14 protein-coding genes are annotated in these 19,038 nt (G+C 55.9%); 2 read left to right on the top strand and 12 right to left on the bottom strand.

All coding sequences use genetic code 11. The annotated features are described in order from the left end of the window. Window positions 1-43: 43 nt before the first annotated feature. Together ACTJI2_RS06410 and ACTJI2_RS06405 are read left to right on the top strand one after the other, a co-directional pair. Window positions 44-2,206 carry a M3 family metallopeptidase gene (locus ACTJI2_RS06410; protein WP_440841488.1) on the top strand — a complete coding sequence of 721 codons (2,163 nt, stop codon included), beginning with the start codon at window positions 44-46 and terminating at the stop codon, window positions 2,204-2,206. 581 nt (window positions 2,207-2,787) lie between these two features. Further along, the gene (locus ACTJI2_RS06405; protein WP_440841487.1) at window positions 2,788-3,042 is read left to right on the top strand and encodes an XAC0095 family protein; all 255 of its coding nucleotides are present in this window, start codon (window positions 2,788-2,790) and stop codon (window positions 3,040-3,042) included. Window positions 3,043-3,268: 226 nt separating this feature from the next. Here ACTJI2_RS06405 and ACTJI2_RS06400 read toward each other — a convergent pair whose 3' ends face one another. The 12 genes from ACTJI2_RS06400 to ACTJI2_RS06345 all read right to left on the bottom strand — a co-directional run bounded on the left by ACTJI2_RS06400 (window position 3,269) and on the right by ACTJI2_RS06345 (window position 19,030). Beyond that, window positions 3,269-3,775 (bottom strand): hypothetical protein, encoded by a 507-nt coding sequence (locus ACTJI2_RS06400; protein WP_318288916.1) that lies wholly within the window; start codon window positions 3,773-3,775, stop codon window positions 3,269-3,271. A gap of 1,920 nt (window positions 3,776-5,695) precedes the next feature. Continuing rightward, window positions 5,696-5,938, bottom strand: a complete 243-nt coding sequence (locus ACTJI2_RS06395) for a hypothetical protein (protein ID WP_318288915.1) — start codon at window positions 5,936-5,938, stop codon at window positions 5,696-5,698. A 182-nt stretch (window positions 5,939-6,120) separates the two neighbouring features. After that, window positions 6,121-6,432 (bottom strand): hypothetical protein, encoded by a 312-nt coding sequence (locus ACTJI2_RS06390; protein WP_318288914.1) that lies wholly within the window; start codon window positions 6,430-6,432, stop codon window positions 6,121-6,123. 5 nt (window positions 6,433-6,437) lie between these two features. Beyond that, entirely contained in the window at window positions 6,438-9,623 is a 3,186-nt protein-coding gene (locus tag ACTJI2_RS06385; protein ID WP_440841486.1) for an RHS repeat domain-containing protein, read from the bottom strand. Between the two features lie 95 nt (window positions 9,624-9,718). Beyond that, a complete protein-coding gene (locus tag ACTJI2_RS06380; protein WP_318288912.1) occupies window positions 9,719-10,057 on the bottom strand; it encodes a hypothetical protein in 339 nt (112 codons plus the stop codon). 277 nt (window positions 10,058-10,334) lie between these two features. Further along, on the bottom strand, window positions 10,335-13,490 hold the full coding sequence (locus ACTJI2_RS06375; RefSeq protein ID WP_440841485.1) for an RHS repeat domain-containing protein: 3,156 nt from the start codon (window positions 13,488-13,490) through the stop codon (window positions 10,335-10,337). Between the two features lie 76 nt (window positions 13,491-13,566). Next, window positions 13,567-15,357: a wall associated protein gene (locus tag ACTJI2_RS06370; RefSeq protein WP_440841484.1), complete on the bottom strand. Its 1,791-nt coding sequence runs from the start codon at window positions 15,355-15,357 to the stop codon at window positions 13,567-13,569. A 388-nt stretch (window positions 15,358-15,745) separates the two neighbouring features. Further along, window positions 15,746-16,174 carry a hypothetical protein gene (locus ACTJI2_RS06365; RefSeq protein ID WP_440841483.1) on the bottom strand — a complete coding sequence of 143 codons (429 nt, stop codon included), beginning with the start codon at window positions 16,172-16,174 and terminating at the stop codon, window positions 15,746-15,748. Next, a complete protein-coding gene (locus ACTJI2_RS06360) occupies window positions 16,158-17,018 on the bottom strand; it encodes an RHS repeat-associated core domain-containing protein (RefSeq protein ID WP_440841482.1) in 861 nt (286 codons plus the stop codon). Before ACTJI2_RS06360 ends, ACTJI2_RS06365 begins: the two co-directional genes overlap by 17 nt. A 145-nt stretch (window positions 17,019-17,163) precedes the next feature. Then, a complete protein-coding gene (locus ACTJI2_RS06355; RefSeq protein WP_440841481.1) occupies window positions 17,164-17,574 on the bottom strand; it encodes a hypothetical protein in 411 nt (136 codons plus the stop codon). Further along, window positions 17,571-18,575 (bottom strand): RHS repeat domain-containing protein, encoded by a 1,005-nt coding sequence (locus tag ACTJI2_RS06350; RefSeq protein ID WP_440841479.1) that lies wholly within the window; start codon window positions 18,573-18,575, stop codon window positions 17,571-17,573. The genes ACTJI2_RS06355 and ACTJI2_RS06350 overlap by 4 nt, the downstream gene beginning before the upstream one ends. A 50-nt stretch (window positions 18,576-18,625) precedes the next feature. After that, window positions 18,626-19,030, bottom strand: a complete 405-nt coding sequence (locus ACTJI2_RS06345; protein WP_203322588.1) for a hypothetical protein — start codon at window positions 19,028-19,030, stop codon at window positions 18,626-18,628. Window positions 19,031-19,038 lie beyond the last annotated feature (8 nt).

The following is a 19,038-nucleotide window of genomic DNA, read 5'->3' as shown; positions in this document are numbered from 1 at the left end:
GTTACCCTGCCAAAAGCCCTATCTGTCAGGAAGCTGCACCCCAATGACCACCCGCCTCGCCCTCGCGCTTGCCGCGACCCTTGGACTCGCCATGCCCGCCTACAGCCAGACCGCGGCCCCCACCGCCGAAGCCGCCAAGGCCGCCAATCCCTTCTTCGCCGACAGTCCGCTGCCGCTGCACTACCCGCAGTTCGACAAGATCAAGGACGCCGACTTCGCCCCCGCCTTCGACGCCGGCATGACCGAGCAACTGAAGGAAATCGACGCCATCGCCAACAACGGCGCCGCGCCGAGCTTCGACAACACCATCCTGGCGATGGAAAAGAGCGGCCGCGTGCTCGACCGCGCCCAGACCGTGTTCTACAACCTGGTCGGCGCCGACACCAACGACGCCCGCGAGAAGCTGCAGGCCGACTATTCCGGCAAGTTCGCCGCCCACCGCGACGCCATCTACCTCAACGGCAAGCTGTTCGCGCGCATCCAGAAGCTGTACGACCAGCGCGCCGGCCTGGGCCTGGACGCCGAGGGCGTGCGCCTGGTCGAGAAGTACCACACCGATTTCGTCCGCGCCGGCGCCAAGCTGTCCGACGCCGACAAGGCCACCCTGAAGGGCATGAACGGCCAGTTGGCCAAGCTGGGCACCCAGTTCAGCCAGAACGTGCTGGCCGAGGTCAACGATTCGGCCGTGGTGGTCGATGACGTCAAACAGCTGGACGGCCTGACCGAACAGCAGATCGCCACCGCCGCCGATGTCGCCAAGGCGCGCGGCCTGGCCGGCAAGTACGTGCTGACCCTGCTCAACACCACCGGCCAACCCGCCGAGTCGCAGCTGACCGATCGCGCCCTGCGCCAGCGCCTGCACGAGGCATCCGTTTCGCGCGGCAGTCGCGGCGGCAAGTACGACAACCGCGAACTCATCGCCACCATCATGAAGCTGCGCGCCGATCGCGCCAAGCTGCTGGGCTATCCGGACCACGCCACCTACGTGCTGGAAGACGAGACCGCCAAGACCCCGCAGGCGGTCAACGCCATGCTCGGCAAGCTGGCGCCGGCCGCGGTCGCCAACGCCCAGCGCGAAGCCGCCGATCTGCAGGCGATGATCGATCAGGAGCAGAAGGCCAAGGGCCAGCCGACGTTCCAACTGGCGCCGTGGGACTGGTCGTTCTATACCGAGAAGGTCCGCACCGCCAAGTACAACTTCGACGAGTCGCAGCTCAAGCCGTATTTCGAACTGACCAACGTGCTGGAAAACGGCGTGTTCTACGCCGCCAACCAGCTCTACGGCCTGACCTTCAAGAAGCGCACCGACCTGCCGCTGTACCACCCGGACACCACCGTGTACGACGTGTACAACGCCGACGGCACCCAGCTGGCGATCTTCATCGCCGACATGTACGCGCGCGATTCCAAGCGCGGCGGCGCGTGGATGAACTCCTACGTCTCGCAGTCCGGCATGACCGGCTTCAAGCCGGTGGTCGCCAACCATCTCAACATCCCCAAGCCGCCGGCCGGCCAGCCGACCCTGCTGACCTGGGATGAAGTGACCACCGCGTTCCACGAGTTCGGCCATGCGCTGCACGGCATGTTCTCCAACGTGCAGTACCCCTACTTCAGCGGCACCAGCGTGCCGCGCGACTTCGTCGAGTACCCCTCGCAGGTCAACGAGATGTGGGCGGACTGGCCGTCGGTGCTGAAGAACTACGCCAAGCATTACCAGACCGGCGAAGCGATGCCGCAGGCGCTGCTGGACAAGGTCATCGCCGCGTCCAAGTTCAACCAGGGCTTCGCCACCACCGAGTACCTCGGCGCGGCCATGCTGGACCAGCGCTGGCACCAGATCGGCGCCGACAAGGTGCCCGCCGCCGACGGCGTGGTGAAGTTCGAGGCCGACGCACTGGCCGCCGACAAGATCGACTACAAGCCGGTCCCGCCGCGTTACCGCACGCCCTACTTCAGCCACATCATGGGCGGCTACTCGGCCGGCTACTACGCCTACATCTGGTCCGAAGTGCTGGACGCCAACAGCGTGGAATGGTTCAAGCAGCACGGCGGCCTGACCCGCGAGAACGGCGACCACTTCCGCAAGACCCTGCTCTCGCGCGGCGGCAGCGTGGATGCGATGAAGCTGTTCCACGACTTCGCCGGCCACGATCCCAAGATCGAACCCCTGCTGGAAAAGCGCGGCCTCACCGCCCCTTCCAAGTAAGCGCAACCGTCCTCGTCGCAACAGCCATCACGCCACCTTCGGGTGGCGTGATGGTTTGTGGGTCCGATACGACGCATTCCGGTCCTGCCTCCCTCCTGATGACTGCCTTTGCCTCCCCCTTTGAAATGCTTCTCAACAGCCGAATGGCTGGTCAAAAGGGGGACCGAGGGGGATTTGCTCTTGCCGTTTGACTGTTGGGAAGCGTCTGTTCCCAGCACCAACAACCATCGCTACTCACTACCCCACACACCAACGCACCACGCTTCCACCAAACCAAGAAAGTGACCCCAGAAACACTGAAGCCAAAACGCTCAAAGTTAGTCGACACCACGCAACCACATCGGCAGACTCCGGCATCAGGAGTTCAGAACCTCCCATACAGCAACACCACCTCAGTCATTCCGGTGGTTTTATTTTGTCCCATCATCGGAGGACAACCGGCAAAAACCTTTGCCGGGAGGGCGGCGAATACAACACCCGAAAGGGAAATAAGCCCGCCGACTGTATGCGGTTTCTGACCTCCCGGCACCCGGCCGCACTTTCGCGCGCCGGGATTCTTCAACGAAGAAATGGAGGTCCCCATGACCAATGTTCGAATGGTCTATCTGTTGGAAGAACAAACCCAGCTGAATCTCATCCAGCTGCGTGATCACCTCAAACTGCTGTCCCTGCTCATCAGTCCCCGCTTCCGCCAGGACGAGCACCACAGCCTGCCCATCCCGCKGCAACCCCTGAGCGACTGCTTCGCCGGCCTCRCCCRCGAMGCCAGCCACATCCTCGACCAGCTCCGCTGGCACGCCGGCAAACCCAACGTCGAATCGGCCAACGACGCGTAACAAAAACGCGGGCTGCTAGCGCCCGCGTTCTATGAATTGCACAGTGTTCAGTGCCCTGCAAATCCCGCCAGGGACTCATCGACATGCCCACCTCCTCTCCATCGCGTAAGGGGCAGCCTTACGCTCTGCATAACCCGGGCATATCCACAATCCTAGGCAATGGTTGTAGGTCTCGATTCAGCATGTGTAAGAAAAGTACTATGACCCTATCTTCGCCCAGGGAAGCTTATTCTGACCCGCTTTTTTGCTTCCGCAGCCAAGCTGAACTTGCGAGCTTTTGAGAAAAGCACATTTTTTCGCCCTCCAACGTCAATTGCCAAGACACCAATACATCTTTGCTCTTAAGCGTTTTCTCCAGCGCTGGAAAGCTAGTTGAAAGCTGATAAGTTTTCTCGACCTTTGCGAATGGCGCAACAATCAGCGGTCTTGGTCCTGGACTAAGAAGAGGCACGACGAGCGCCAAACCGTCCACTTCTCCCGATGGAACGGCGCGAAGGTTCAACATGTTCTCGCCAAAATAGTACTCGACAAGCTCCAGAGGTTCTCCAGTAGGGTTTTCCACCGTAAATACAAGCTCGTAGCTTTCTTCCGATGGCCTCACTGCCGCCATAGTTCTTGGCGTGACGCATTCACGTGCGCCGTTTGCAGCCGCTTCGGATGGAAGAGAGACAAGCGCTAACCATGCAATCAACGAGGCGTACGCAACACGATTTCGCACTGAATCATCAACCATGGGAAAGCTCCGGATTTCCGGCGCATCAGCATCAGCTGCATCCGAATAATTTTTCGGCACCTATTTCCCCATTGCCCCCTAAAATCAGGAATCAAACGCGTCGCTTCCACTCACACCAACAACCCCAGGCATTTCGTGCAGCGATTCTAGGCATCGCTCGCGTTTTCTCCATCTGGATGGAATATGCGGCCTGCAAAGGCGATTTCCTGGCATAGCAAGAATTAGCGCATCGCTTGCAGGCACCTGTCTGATTTTTTGACATGGAATCTGGCGAATAACTCTAGGTATTTAGGGATCAGGTTAGAATTACAAGCAAAAAAGCTTGACTATCGAACGTTAGAAATCTACCAAAAAATTACTTTTAGATAATAATTCGACCCAATCTATTTCCCTGCCGTTTTTTTTACACCACCCAACTTTCACCACTCAGTCTCTATTCTTATATTTTTCGCACTTATACAATCATTATCCATAACACTTGGAGAATCTAAATTTACAGGATCTGGATCAATAGAAGATAAAAATTCCATCCATTGCAACCAAAAAAACTTTACTCTTTCTATATTTCCAAATACATACTCGCTGCAATGACTGAAGTGAAAGCCACAAACGTCATTGAATACTATTTTTACACTTCCATAATTCACACTCTTCCACCCTTAAAATCTTATCTCCACAACGAGATCAGAATCGTCATCGTTTATAACTACTGACAGAAGCTTAGAATCTAAAAGAGAATCCCTCCCCTCAAAAATTCCAGCGCAGCGGCGCCTTTTTCAATGCGCACGTTTAGTCCTATGAATTTCCAAGAAAATTTCGGACACATGATTGATCTACTACAAATGCCCATCTACCAACCATCGTGGCGCCGCGAGAATAACTAACAATGAATACGGGCTTCTCCCTAGAAGAGATAAGCCCAGGGTCAGATCCCAATGCCACGGTAAGAATCTGATCGAAATTTAGTTCTGGGCTAATCATGCACTCAAAACTGAGCCGATCATCTAGCCAAGTGATTAGATGATTTCGAAGCGTTTCCATTCCATCTTCAGAGAGGAGCACTTGAGGCAACCTAACTTGGAAATCCGACGACAGACTTGCAGTTTCTAGGGGTTCGGTTCTACTCCAGAAATCACCGCTTATTACTATTTCATAGATGCCGCTGCGAGCATTTTCTATAGAGGAAACTCGTGCGCACAAGAATCGCTCCCTCCCGCTAACAGAAGTCATAATCCGTGGTTTAATTTCATCGTTCCCTGCCACTTGGATTCCCCTTCGGTCTTCTCGAATGTTCTTCGTTACTGTTTACGTTACGTTCGCCGGTCGAATGTGGTGTACGCCCGCGCTGTATGGCCACCCTGATCGCTTCCAGGATTCCGATCCGGAATGGGCGAATCAGGATCTCGGCTTGGTGCGCCTTCAGCCTCCCGGTTTCCACTCTGCCTGCGGCTAGTTTCTTCTGGCGAATATGGGTCATCAGGCAGAAATGGGGCTGGCGTTCTTGTTCCAGAACTGCTCTTTTCACCTGGACCGGACTCTCCATTAGACTCCGGCGAATCATTCCCGGGCGTCGGCTCATTCGACTCAGACTGCTGCGCGATTGGCAGAGTATTTCTATTTGCGCCCGCCCATGCACCCGCAGCAGCGGCAGCGGCAGCGGCAGCGGCAGCAATGGTTCCTGCCCAACGTATCGCCGTAGCCCGACAGCTTGATACTCTCATGCATATCAGGCCATCAACAACAAGTGCCCCACCTGCCCGTACTGCTCTGCCACCCGGATCTGTATATAGGTACGGGTTATCGCCTTCACGCGCACCAACAACCCAAGAAATTGCGTGTAATGAAGCTACCTGACGGAAATTTAGCAAGCAAGTAATTCAGTAATCGGGCGCTGTGGCTGCAGCCGGCCGCGCCGAAACTCTAGAAACTCTTCCCCGAGTCCTTGCCCGTTCTGGCGTGACGCCACCGGATTCCAAACACAACCAGCAACAAAATAGCCATCATCAGAAATGTCAGCATTTGTATGACCGCAGGCAACTCCCCACCCCCACGCCATGCAAGCACGAAATAGCTTGCAATATACGAGTAATCCAACGCCATCACCAGGGAATAGACAAGCACCCACACGAGCAGGTAAGTCACGGCAATCACGATCAAAAGCATAACCGCTCCGCGAAGTAGACTGCTCATCACACCCCCCCGCGCATACTCTCGCAAACAAAGATCACAAAATAGTTAAAATAATAGTATTTTCCAATCCATCCAAGAAGCATAGCTGCTGCTTGCATGGGTCATTTTGACATGTCTTTCCGAAAATATTTATTCCGACTTTTTTAATTTAGCTGTCAGTACTGCATGACGAACAGATCATCAGGCTTTATCCAGGCTGAATTCATATAAGAAACAGCATCTTCGTAATCAGCATCGACCTCCATTTTTTCCGCGTACCAACCTTTTGCACCATCAACCGCATAACCGGAGCTAGAATGACGCCACAACTCAATCCCCAAAGGCCTAACTCGATTTACATGCAGTAGATTCAAGAAAACCAAGGCATCCTGCCTCGACAATGCAGTTTCAGGAAAATTTTCATTAACAAATTTCCCATTCTCCTCTATGAATCCGAGTATTTTTGAGTATTCAGGGCGCTCTTCCATTACTCTCAGTCCGGCTTAAAAAGACGATGGTAGATTTCATTATTTTTGTTCTTGATGTATTCAAATGTCCCTCGAACCCATCCTTTTGAACCTTGCATCTCGCCTCGCATGGTCAACATTTCAACAGACGCTCCACGAGAGTCCGTAACAAACTTCACCTCCCCAAATTTTGAAGCGAAGCCATCTGCCGCCGCGGGGAATGCGTGAAACTTATCTGTCTGCGCTAGAATTCGCTCCGAGTACTTGGCGCCATCGAAGAACCTGGCGGCCATTTTATCTCCGCTGGCGGCGAAAAATCTTGCGGCGCCAGCCTCGGCCTTGAACCCCAACCCAATCTCAGGCAGTGCTAGTGTTTGAACAGTCAGGATTGCATTTCCTGCATCCTCATACTGTTTTAAGAGAGCGGCCTGCGATTCTGGGCTCTGAGTAAACGCATATTGAGCACTCAAATCCCGAGTTTTACTGAACCAGTTACCTATTTGCCTAGGAATATTCCACCACGGGACGTCGGTTTCATGACCAAAGGCCTGTCGCCCATCGGGATCCGTAAATCGATAAGGGTTGTTGAAGGCGTACGCATAGCGCGTAAAAAACCGCGCGTCACCTTTATCGTACGCGGTCACCGGATCCACTGATAGAAACCGCCCGATAACGGGGTCGTAATACCGCTGCTGCATATAGGTCAGCCCGGTGGCCGCATCCTGCACGTGTCCGGTGAAACCCGGCCCATCTGTCAGCGGCCGGTTGACCAGTTGCCCATAGGGTTCGTATTCACTCCGCTGCAGCACGCCCTTGGCCGCGTCCGTTACCGCGATAGGCGTGCCCAGCGCGTCGGTATGCTGGAACAGGCTCACCACCGCCCCTGTGGTGGTGTTCTTCTCACGGGTTGCCAACAGGCTGCCTGCCAAGGAGATGTAGTAGGTCTGCTTGCCCTGTCGTACATCGCTGGCGTACATCAGTTGCCCCGCCTGGTTGTACAGGCTGTACTTGGTACCCGCCGCCGTCACGTCCCGTACCCGCCGGCCATGGCCGTCATAGACGTAGCTAACCAGGCTGTCAGCCGTGCGCAGTCGGTTGCCAAAGTCAAAAGTGTAGCCTTGACCGTTCTTCTTGCTCAGGTTGCCTTGCGGGTCGTACTGCAGGCCCGCCACCGTGGCTCCGCCTACCGTATTGGTCACGCTGGTCAGGCGATTCCCAGTGTCGTAATGGTAGGTATGGTCGCGGACGTTACTGCCAGCGGTCACCTTCAGGGTGGTCAGGTTGTCCAGCACGTTGTAGCCGTAGCTGGCCATGCCGAAGCTGGGGCCGGTGGCTTGAATCAACCGATCGAGGCCGTCGTAGGCCAGGGCGCGCGACTGCTGGCCCCCGGTCGTCCCGTCGGTGATGGACGCCACGTTGCCGTGGGCGTCGTAGGTGTAGCTCAGGTCCGTCCGCAAGTTGGCCGTCGCACAGGCCAGCAAGGTGCAGTCGGTGCTACGCGCCGGCAACTGGCGGGCGTTCTGGATCATGGTGTGGACCACGCCGTTGCCGTAGCTGAACTGCTTCATCCCGCCATTGGGGTAGTACTGAATGCCACTGGCATACACGTTGCCGGCATGATCAATGACCGAAGTCGGTTGGCCCAGTGCATTAGGCGCGTAGTTCACCAACGACACTGAATCGGGATAACTCTGCCAGCTCAGGTGTCCCAGCCCGTTGTAGCCATAGCCCAAGGGCCAGTTGACGCTCCCCAATATCATTCGTTCCAGTGTTAACAATCGCCGACGATTGTAGGTATAAGTGGTGGTAACGACGTTTGACGACCCGTTGTCGGCCACGATGGATGTCAGCTGGCCGTCCGGCGCATACGTGTTGGTCGTATTGCCGCGTCCGTCCGGGAAGACGAGTGTCTTGACCCGGTTGCGCGCGTCGTAGGTGCGCGCGGCTTTGCGCGCCATCACCACCGCGCTGGTGCCGTTATCCTCGCAGGCTGTGGTTGCCGGCAAGCCCGCCGCGCTCCAGGCGAGGTTGCCCGCCCCGTCATAGCCCATCAGCGTGGCCCCGGTCTCCGGCTCCACCGTTCGGCACAGTTCCTGGTTCACGTTGTAGGTGTAGCTGCGGGTCACCGCCACCGTCGCCAATCGGTCACGCTTGCGAATAGACAGCACCTTCCCGAACACGTCCCGGGTGATGTCCAGGCCTGTCGTCTCGGGTAGGCCCGAAGCTTGGCCAATGACCGTGGGAAAATCATAACCAGGCTGGTCGAAGGCCTGGTAGCGTGTCTCGGTCTTGATGCCTTTGGGGCTGGTCACACGGGTCAGGAATCCATTGAGGTACTCTGTCGTGGTGGTCAGCAGCCCCAGCTCGCTGTCCTGGCTCACCGCGGTCACCCGGCCCAGCGCGTCGTACTCGGTCCAGGTGCCGGTGATCAGGGCGTCCGTCGTGCCTGGGTAAGAAGCAAACGTCACCCGCCCCTCGGCATCGTAGGCAAAGCGGCTGAACCGCTGCGTACCCGCCACGTTTGCAGCGTCGTACTCGCGCACCACCAACGGGCGCCACAGGGCGTCGAAGTAGCTAATCTTCTGTCCGTTCCCCACGCTCACCGTCTGTCGCCAATGTCCGGCCGGAATGCCGTACTCGGCCGCCGCCACCGGCTGGAACGTCAGCAGGGTCTTCTTCCAACTGACTTCGGCTACGTCACAGCCTGCGGCAGTCTCCGACGGTGGGATGATGCTCGCTAGCCGCCCCATCGCATCGTACGTGTAGCAGGTGGTGTAGCCGTTCTCGTCGGTGACCGAATCAATCCAGCCGTTATTGTTGACCACAGCCGACTGGGTGCTGCTGTCGGCATAGATGATGGACTGGGGAATGCCCCGCTTCCAGCTGCCGAAGGTGGTGACGTTGTTGTTGCCGTCCTTGGCTGTATTCAGGGTGCCATCGGCGTTGTACGTCAAGGTCTGCTGCAGCTTGCCGTAGGCCTTTGCCATCACCGGACGGGCCAAGGTGTCGTAGCCCGTCTCCGATACGACGATGCCGGTCGGCGCCCAGCTCGGAGTGCATTCGGCCGGCGCCACGCAGGTCACCTTGGCCGTCTGTCCCAGTACCCACAGCGTGGGGTTGTCGTGGTAGGTGATGGTCTCCGTCCGACTCCAACTTTGCGCCTGCGCCGCCAGCGGCAAGATCAGCCATGCAGCAAAAAATATCCGTCTCATACGCTGTCCGATCCTCGCTTGAACTTTTCGCCGCGAAAAATCACGCAAACCTGCAACAGCCATGCCTCCATTCGAACGCTCGCATCGAAACCGCATCACTTTTCGCATCTGAGTTTTTCCACCTCGGCAAACACCTGCCTGTCGAGCGCTTCGAATTCGTCAGGAAACCGCTCTTTTGACTCGAACGAGTAACCCAGCAGGTAGTCATTTCCTGCAATCTTCCGCTCACAAACATATTCGCCCGAGTTTTCACTCACGACACAAGTAGCCTCGAGCTCATCGTCCCCATTCATTTTTTTCATCGTTCTGTCGGAAATCCCCCAGACGAACCATTTTCGGCTATCCCAAGCATCCGGAATGGCAATAAGCTTTTCGTTGACGGGGCTGGCGGTCTTTCGCCCCCCATCCGCCGTCGCCCGCACATGCGAATCCATCGGAAAATCCCTGAACTTCCTTCCAATGAATGAGCCTTTGTCGCTGATTGAAAGGGAAATCAGGTTTTGTGGCCCGATGCACGTCCCCGGATCGCTTCTCCAGCACCCATTTGCCGTTGCCCCGCCTCTTATGGGTCTTTCTCGCACTGGCCGGGCGGGCGTGGCATCAACCGAATGCGGAACGCAGAAATTGGTCCTGGCACCTTCGATGCTATAGATCGAATGTGCAGGCACAGTACATCCTGATAACGCCACCACGGCAACCAGGGTCAGAGCGCTAGTTCTTGCAGCTCGGGCTGGGGCAGTAATCATAGATATCCCGTGTCGTCCCGCCAAAGAGGTTCACAGCTTTCTCCATGGCATCAACCTTGAATCCCCCGAAAGCAGTTGGATTTGCCCCATTTTCCTTGAAAACCTGCTTGTGGAATTCACCAATCACCGCCCTATCGAGACTGACTGGATTACTCGGACTAGCCCCGGAATCGTCCAGGGCTTGCACGTGCGCTTTCGCCAGGCCAATCCTGACGCCTTCCATCTTGAACTCGACCGCCATCATCTGTCCTGTCGACAGGTTTTCTGGATCGGCCCCCATATTGATGGCGATGGAGTCCGCCAGTATTTTGTTGGTGGCGTTGGACAGGGTCTTGTTGATCGCATTTGAACCACTGTTGGATGCCACCTCGCCGGCCCGTTGGGCATACCTGTCTCCAGAGGAACCCGCGAGCCGATAGTATTCTTGCCAATTCCCCGATGCGGCGGCTTCTCTTTCCGCATTGGTGACCCAGCACCCTTTGCCGTTGCATTCGCGTCCGTCTGGATCCTTGTTCGTGTAGGGATTGTTGTTGGCGTACCAGTACCTATTGAAGTTATCCCCCCTGGGCCTAACAGCCACCGGATCAGCACTCAGGAATCTCCCGAGAACCGGGTCGTAATAGCGCTGCTGCATGTAGGTCAGCCCGGTGGCTGCGTCCTGCACATGTCCGGTAAAGCCCGGCCCATCGGTCAGGGGACGGTTGACCAGTTGTCCATAGGGTTCGTACTCACTGGTCTCCAGAATGCCCTTGTCCGCTCCAGTCACCACCACCGGTGTGCCCAGCGCATCGGTATGGTGGTACCGGGTCGTGTAGACGTTGGTGGCAACGTCACGTTCGCGCGTGGCCAGCAGACTGCCGGCGAGGTGAACGTACTCGGTGACCGTGTTTGCGCGCGCGTCCCCTACCATCACTAGTTGTCCACCCTGGGTGTACTGGCTGCGCTTGGCCAGCCCACCCACAATATCCTCCACTCGGCGGCCATGACCGTCGTAGTGATAGATCGACGCCCCGGGCGCAGAGCGCAGCCGGTTGCCATAATCGAACCCGTAGAGATTGCCGTTCCGGTTCCGCAAGTTGCCTTGCGGGTCGTAACCCAGCCCCACCACGGTCGGACCGCCAACACCGTCGGTGATGCTGCTCAGCCGCTGGCCGCTGTCATACTGGTAGACGTAGTTGCGCGGATGGTTGCCACCGGTAACGTTGGCGGTCTTCAGATTGTCCAATGGGTCGTACGTATAGGTTGCCGTGCCAAAGCCTGGACCGATGGACTGGGTCAGCCGGTCCAGGCCGTCGTAGGTCATTGCCCGGGTCTGGCGGCCGTTGACGTGGTCGGTGATGGTTGCCACGTTGCCGTGGCCGTCGTAGGTATAGGCCAGGTACTTGCGTCGGTACGACAAAGTGCAGTTCCCGGCTATCAGGCAGTCCACGCTCCATATCGGCAAACCACGGGCATTCTGGGCCATGGTGTAGACCATGCCATTGCCGTAGGTGAAGTTCTTCACCACCCCATTGGGATGGTAGGTCACGTTGCTGGCGTAAGGCCCGGCCTGGGTCGCTTGACCCAGTGCATTGGGTGCATAGGTGATCGTCAGGCCATGCCAGTTGTTGCTTGCCAAGTGGCCACTGGCGTTGTAGCTGTAGTGATATGGCCAGTTCACGTTCGGCGTAACCAACACCTCGCGGGTCAGCAACCGGCGATGGTTATAGGTGTAGGTCGTGGTAGCCGCGCCATCGGCATTACTGGCCGATGTGCTTGCCAGCAGGCCATCTGGCGCGTAGGTGTTGGTGGTGTTGCCCTGCCCGTCCGGGAAGCTCAGCGTCCTCAGCCGGCCGCGCGCGTCATAAGTGCGATCCACCCGGCGCGCCACCACGCCCTCCTTGGTGTGCTCGCACGGCCCCGGTGGTGACCAGCTCAGTCCCGCCGCGCTCCAGCTCAGGTTGCCCACACCGTCGTAACCATAGGCCGTCGTGCCCGTCTCGGTTTCGGTGCTCTTGCACAGCTCCTGGGCAGCGTTGTAGACGTAGTAACGACGTTGCCAGGCCGTGTTGTTACCGTTGCGTCGGGTCAGCATCAGCACCTTGCCGTAGGCGTCGCGGCTTATATCGGTGTAGGTGCCTTCCGGGTGAGCGATGGCTACCGGCCAATCGTAGCTGGGCTGGTCGTAGGCCTGGTAGCTCGTTGTGGTGATCTGCCCCTTGGGACTGGTCACCTTGGTCTTGAAGTCGGTGAGGTACTGGGTAGTGGTTGTCAGTACGTTCTCCGGCGCCGCCAACTCGCTGTCCTGGCTCACGGACGTGACCCGACCCAAGGCATCGTATTCGGTCCAGATGCCCTTGGTCAGCGCATCGGTGGTACCCGGATAGGAAGCAAACGTCACCCGTCCCTCGGCGTCATAGGCGAACCGCTGGAATCGTTTGGTCAGCGTCTCGGTCGTGCCGTTGGTGGCGTCCAGTTCCTTGGTGACCAGCGGCCGCCATAGCGCGTCGTAGTAGCTAATCTTCTGCCCCGCCCCCGTACTCACCGTCTGCCGCCAGTGCCCGGCGGGAATACCGTACTCGGCCACCGCCACTTGCTGGAACGTCAGCAGGGTCTTCTTCCAGCTAGCTTCGGCAACATCGCAGGCATTGGCGGCCTCCGACGGATAGGCGATGCTCGCCAGCCGCCCCATCGCATCGTACGCATAGCAGGTGGTGTAGCCGTTCTCGTCGGTGACCGAGTCAATCCACCCATTGTTGTTCACCACCGCTGACTGGGTGGTGCTATCGGCATAGGTAATGATTTGCGGGATGCCCCGCTTCCAGCTGCCGAAGGTAGTGACATTGTTGTTGCCGTCCATCGCCGTCTTCAGCGTGCCCAACTGGCCTGTGGTCACCGCCGAGGCACTGTCGTAGGACAAGGTCTGCTGCAGTTTTCCGAAAACGTAGGACTTCCATGGAAGTGCCTTCCAGCCGTACGTCGTGCTGCTGGTTTCCACCCCGTTTGTCGTGGTCCGCTTGACCTGCCCCAGCACCCATAACGTGGAGTCGTCGTGGTACTCGATGGTCTCAGTCTTGGTGTAGGTCTGTGCCTGCACCAGCAGCGGCCAAGCCAGCAGCGCCGCCAGAATCGAACGTTTCATCCCATGCACCCCTTCCATTTCAACATCGCCACATCGATCGACTCCGCCGGTCCTAGAAAACTCACATATAAATCCCCTAGGGACTTTCAACGCTCGAACTGCGTGTAATCGTGACTGCCCGCCCAAATGAGTCGAAGCTATTCACCTGCATTCGAAATATCCGACCTTGCTGACGGGTCTCAACAAGAGAGACGGGCTTTATTTTCGTGTTTAGCGGGTTCTCCATGGACGGACCAGGAATATCCCCATACGACTCGGGATAAGGGCCGGAAGCCGACTGGTACTGGCTGACAAATCTATAGACCGAGCCCGCCTTGATAATCTTTTCAGAATACTGGAATCCATAATCTTCTGAATATGAATTTCCAAACACGTACTCTACGAGAGTGGCGTCCGGATTTAATATTTGCGTTCGCGAATAGCACCCCTGGGAGCAATCTTTCGCAAAAGACCACGAGGGAAAATATGTGTAGCTCCACGCCAACTCCGAGAGACCCGGGCCCGATATCTTCTTGCTAACCAACGATTTAGCAAGGCAGGCGTTCGGCACCCCCCAAGTACCGTACCAATAGTTCATGTGATTCCCATAGAACGTACCCTGCATGCTGCAAGTTCCGGGCGTGTCGTCGGAACCGTGAATTAGCGAGCGGAAGGTAAAGCTACCCTGCGCACCGCTAGGATGCGTCATAACGACATGGGAGAACGCAAATTGCGGCGGGGGATCCTGAATAAGATATCCCGTGGAGACCTCCGCGCAACCGTTTTTGTAGAATCCATCTGGCAATCTTGGCGGCTCCACGAACCACCACATTACATCACCGGAGAACGCCCACCTACTTTGATCGGGCAAGATAATTTCAGAAAGCTTTCGTCCGTAGATAGAATCTGCATAGAAATATTTCCATATCCGCTCTCCCGCGCGAACCTCGGAGACCTGACCTGCCTCATCATATGAAAGATCAATTCTTGATCCATCACTTGATTCAATGGACATCAGTCGATGCTTGTTGACTGAATCATAGTTATAGTTTATGTAATTTCCATACCTATCCTCCACACGTGTAGCATAGAGGAACACATCCGATGTGGGAACGAGGAGTTTTGTCGAATCATATCCTTCACCGTTACTACCTCTCCAGAGCTCGCTCACAACAACATCAAATGCATTTCTTGTTGCCATCCAGTCAAAGTAGTATTTATTTCCGTTTGGCACCTTTACAAAGAAGCCCTCTCCTGTTCCGTTCTTGATGCCAGGAAGACAACCTACGCGCCAAAATCCACGCGCCCCTCCCACATAATTGGTACCATCTTGTGGGCGCACCTGTCCTGAAGGCAAGGTTAGAAGGCTCTCGTAGCCTACGTGCGGAATATTGATATGGATACCACTCCAATACATGTCAGCCGTCATCCGCTGCATGTTGAAATCCGGTAGCGGCCCAAACATCTCGTAGGGGCGCCAGGGCGTAGTACTGCATCTAGCGACACTGCCGTTTGCATTCCACCCACTGCGGGTGTCATATGTCCCCATCATGTATGGAACATCGATCTCCCAGCCAGGTCCGATTGGCATGGATGCCTTATCCAGGCCTTGTGTCTTCCTAGGCGTATGCCGAGTGAACTCCAGAGGCAGGCCACTATTTGTCTGGATCGAAACATCCGTCTGCGAGAAGTGAGCGACTCCATCTTTATTGCTTACGAGATCACCAAACAGGTCGGCACCAAGCGAAGATATCGCCCCTCCGCGAAGGCGCTCGTCATACGTATCCGAAGTACTGACAATCTGCTGAGCCTGAGCCGTTATGCTCAATGCAATCAAAGACGCAAACACTATTATTTTCACAGCGCCCCCATTTCCAATAAAATTCATAGCTAAAAATCGCCGATCCAAGTACTACCCAACATCTTTCCTACGCCCCTAAAAATCCGCTATCTCCTTTCGCCAGTCCCCAGCAGCGGAGAGGACTATTATTCGTATTCGATTCGAGAGTTCGTGCGGTATAGCTAGCACTCCTAAAAGTATTCGCGACATCGCGTGAAAGAGGCTCAGGGTTTATTGACCCATATCTAATAGCACCCGCCACATCGGCTGCCTCACCCAATCCCATCGCAATAGTGGTTGTCGCTGCTGGATTGGCCAACGCAACCACACCCAGTTCCCAAGCAACAAAGCCTAGAGTCGGAGCCGAAACCGCTGCCAAAGACACGCCGATTCCGGTTCCTAGCCAATCCTTGCTACCGCGAAGAGGGATTTAAAATTAATGCGATCTTTCGAAAATATCCCTATCCTCCCAATCATCACTTGCCGCGCGCAGTATTCGCACAGAGACGTCACCAGCGGCCGCCCGCATGTCGCCTTTGAACCGATAGCTCACTCGCTCCATTGCCAGATCAACCAACTCACCCAACCTTAATTCATGCGCCGCCAGTTCTAGGAGTTCAAGTGGCATCACATTAGAACCTTTCATTTCCGGCTCAGGAGCGAGCAAGAAATCACTTGCCATATTGATAAACTCTAACTCTAACTCTTTGTTGTTTCTAACAAGATCTACTATTTCATACAGCGTCGATTTGGCACTTTCCACGCCAAATCCCGCCCTCAATATTCTCGCCGAATTCTCAACAAGAATAGATAGAAGCCGCTTTCTCTCACCGATTTCCATATCAATTTTATTTGATTTCTTCATACTTATCTCTCGCGTTAAACCCTGCTCGCTCGAAGGCACTTTCTGCAGCATTTTTTGCTGATTCGCCTGACGGCCTGTAATGACCAGAGGCATTATTTAGTGTCTTCACCTGTCCATTGACAAACTTCACCTCGCCAGCGGCAATCACTCCACTGCCTCCTGAAAGGCTTGTATGTCCCGTCCGTCCGATAACCAATTCTCCGGATTCGGACACCACATAATTAAGCCTTCCGCTATAGCTAGCAGCCTGTATTTTTCCCGCCGCAAACCTTATCGCGGGTGCAATTTCATCAGCAGGAGCGAGATTTCTAAATACCTGATATCCACCCCCAACTGCCAAGGATGTACCGGCGGCAGCCTCCGATATCCCTACTCCTAGACTGTTCGCTGCAACTGGGTTAGCCAGCCCCCAATAGAGCAATTCCTTTCCGCCATACCAGAACACTGGACCGAGCATAACTGCTGTCACGACAATGGCTGGTTTTTCAAAAGGCTCCCAGATATGCCCCTGCCCTTCTTGATGTGTCTTCGCAAAGGTATTCCCGAACCTATCGCATGCTCCGCAGCGCCCATCCGGGTCAGTAAATGTATATGGACTGTTGTAGGCATACGCATAACGATTAAAATGCCGCAGGTCTCCATTTCCAACGACAGTCACCGGATCCACCGACAGGAACCGCCCAATGACTGGGTCGTAGTACCGCTGCTGCATGTAGGTCAGCCCGGTGGCCGCATCCTGCACATGCCCGGTGTAGCCGGGACCATCGTTCATTGGCTGGGTCAGTACCCGCCCATAGGGCTCGTACTCGTTGCATTCGACCACATTGCGACTGGCATCGGTCATCAGCACCACCGAGCCCAAGGGCATCGGTATGCACATAGCGCACCGTCTGTGCCTGTGCGCCAGCCCAAAGGCTCCATAGCATCAGGCAGAGCAATGTCCCCAAGCTTGCTTTCCGTTGCGAATTCATCTCCATTTACATGAGTCACTACGATTCAACATCTCTTAAATAGGGCGGGAGCACCAACCTAAGTTCCCGAGCAGCCTTCATCAGAAGTTCCCCCCTCCCATCATTGGCACTAAGGCCGCTAAAATAGCGTTCGTTATCGATAAAATCATCATGCGTTAGTTCGCGCATGTATTTTTGCCTAAGATCCGAAAGGCGCGGCGCCTTTCTCCTGTCATCAATATCAGTTAATCCATCCCCCCTTCCAAGCACCACAATAAGCAGAAAATCTTCGCCGGGTTCATATGATATCCACAGCGTTCTATCCTTCCTATCGAAGCTAGCCCGATAGCTCCTTCCACTAATAGACGAACGACAGGCGGAAAATCCCATCTTTGCTAAAAATGGCGAATATACCCGCTCAACTATCTCCATAAATTCATTTCCGTTCATGGCTGAGTAGCTCCGGGGTACTCTGGATGGATCTTCTGATAGTTCTCGAGCATCCTCCTTTCCATCTGATAGAAAATACTGGGAGTCGCTCGATTTGGATCTGGACCAATATCCATGATCTGCCTTCCGCTTCTCATTTGCTCAAGTATCCATTTTCGGTTGTACTGCATCATTGCACTTGTGACTTGATGCGGCTTCATACCCATCGCACCGAAGTCAGGCATGTCATTCAAAATTTTTGCCCCAGGGGTTCGAGCAGCAGCCAGCTCCACGCGCACCATAGTCTCTCCAATAATTACAGTACCTTTTCCCGCGCTACCGACTCCTCCTCCGACTACAGCGCCAGCCGCAACGATTCCAAACTCAGCCCCTGCCGCTCCTTCCAGTTCATTGTTGTTTATTTGAAATCTTGGAGGCGCAACACCCAACAGCTTTGCAGTTGGGTTAGCCATGGTCGCCCCAGCATCAATCATGCTGTTCGCAATTTGCTTGGCCGCGCCAATGCTGTTCGATCCCGCTGTCCCTGCTTCCCCTCTTTGAGCAAGTTCAGTTCCCACTGGAAACATAGCAGCTCGAATTCTGTCCCAAACTCCCCGCCCGTCCGGATCCACGAATCGATAAGGATTTCCGCCTGCGTACCAATAGCGATTGAACGAGGCGATGCCTCCTGAGTAAGGCGTCACCGGGTCCACCGACAGGAACCGCCCGATGAGCGGGTCGTAATACCGCTGCTGCATGTAGGTCAGCCCGGTGGCCGCATCCTGCACATGCCCGGTGTAGCCGGGACCGTCGTTCACTGGCTGGGTCAGTACCCGCCCATAGGGCTCGTACTCGTTGCGTTCGACCACATTGCGACTGGCATCGGTCATCAGCACCACCGAGCCCAGGGCATCGGTATGCACATAGCGTACCGTCTGTGCCTGTGCGCCAGCCCAAAGGCTCCATAGCATCAGGCAGAGCAATGTCCCCAGGCTTGCTTTCCATCGCGCATTCATCTTCATCCTCTCACTTCCCGTGATGGCAATTCCGCGTGGGCTTCATACGTGACAACTCAGCGTATGTAAATCTCGTAAATTTCGCAGCCGTAAACCCTGACATCCAGTCGGCGCTGGCTGATGAGCGCTGAAGTCAGCGTGGCCAGCAAGGCGTTGCCGCTGGCCTGGTTGTCGTAGAACTTGTGAACCGGCTGCGGAAGGTTGCCGCACTCGGTGCCGCGCTTTGAGAACCACACATAGTGGGCGGCGGTGTTCTGGTAGGTTCCGATTTGCGTCACCAGAACGTCGCTGAGTACTTCCAGCGGATAGACCGGCGGCTCGGCGGCCGCCGCCATCAGTTCTGTATTGACTGGCGCGGGTGCCGCCAGTGGCGTGGCATCCATGCGCGGAGGGGTGTCTTGCACCTGCGCCAGTGACGGGGCCGCGAGGGTGGCCAGCAGTGCCAGGAGGGTGGATTTCATTCCATTCA

The sequence above is a fragment of the Pseudoxanthomonas sp. 22568 genome, assembly GCF_052044485.1.
Classification (GTDB): domain Bacteria; phylum Pseudomonadota; class Gammaproteobacteria; order Xanthomonadales; family Xanthomonadaceae; genus Pseudoxanthomonas_A; species Pseudoxanthomonas_A beigongshangi.
Note: the sequence above shows the minus strand (reverse complement) of the source record. Positions and strands in the feature narration are given on the sequence as shown.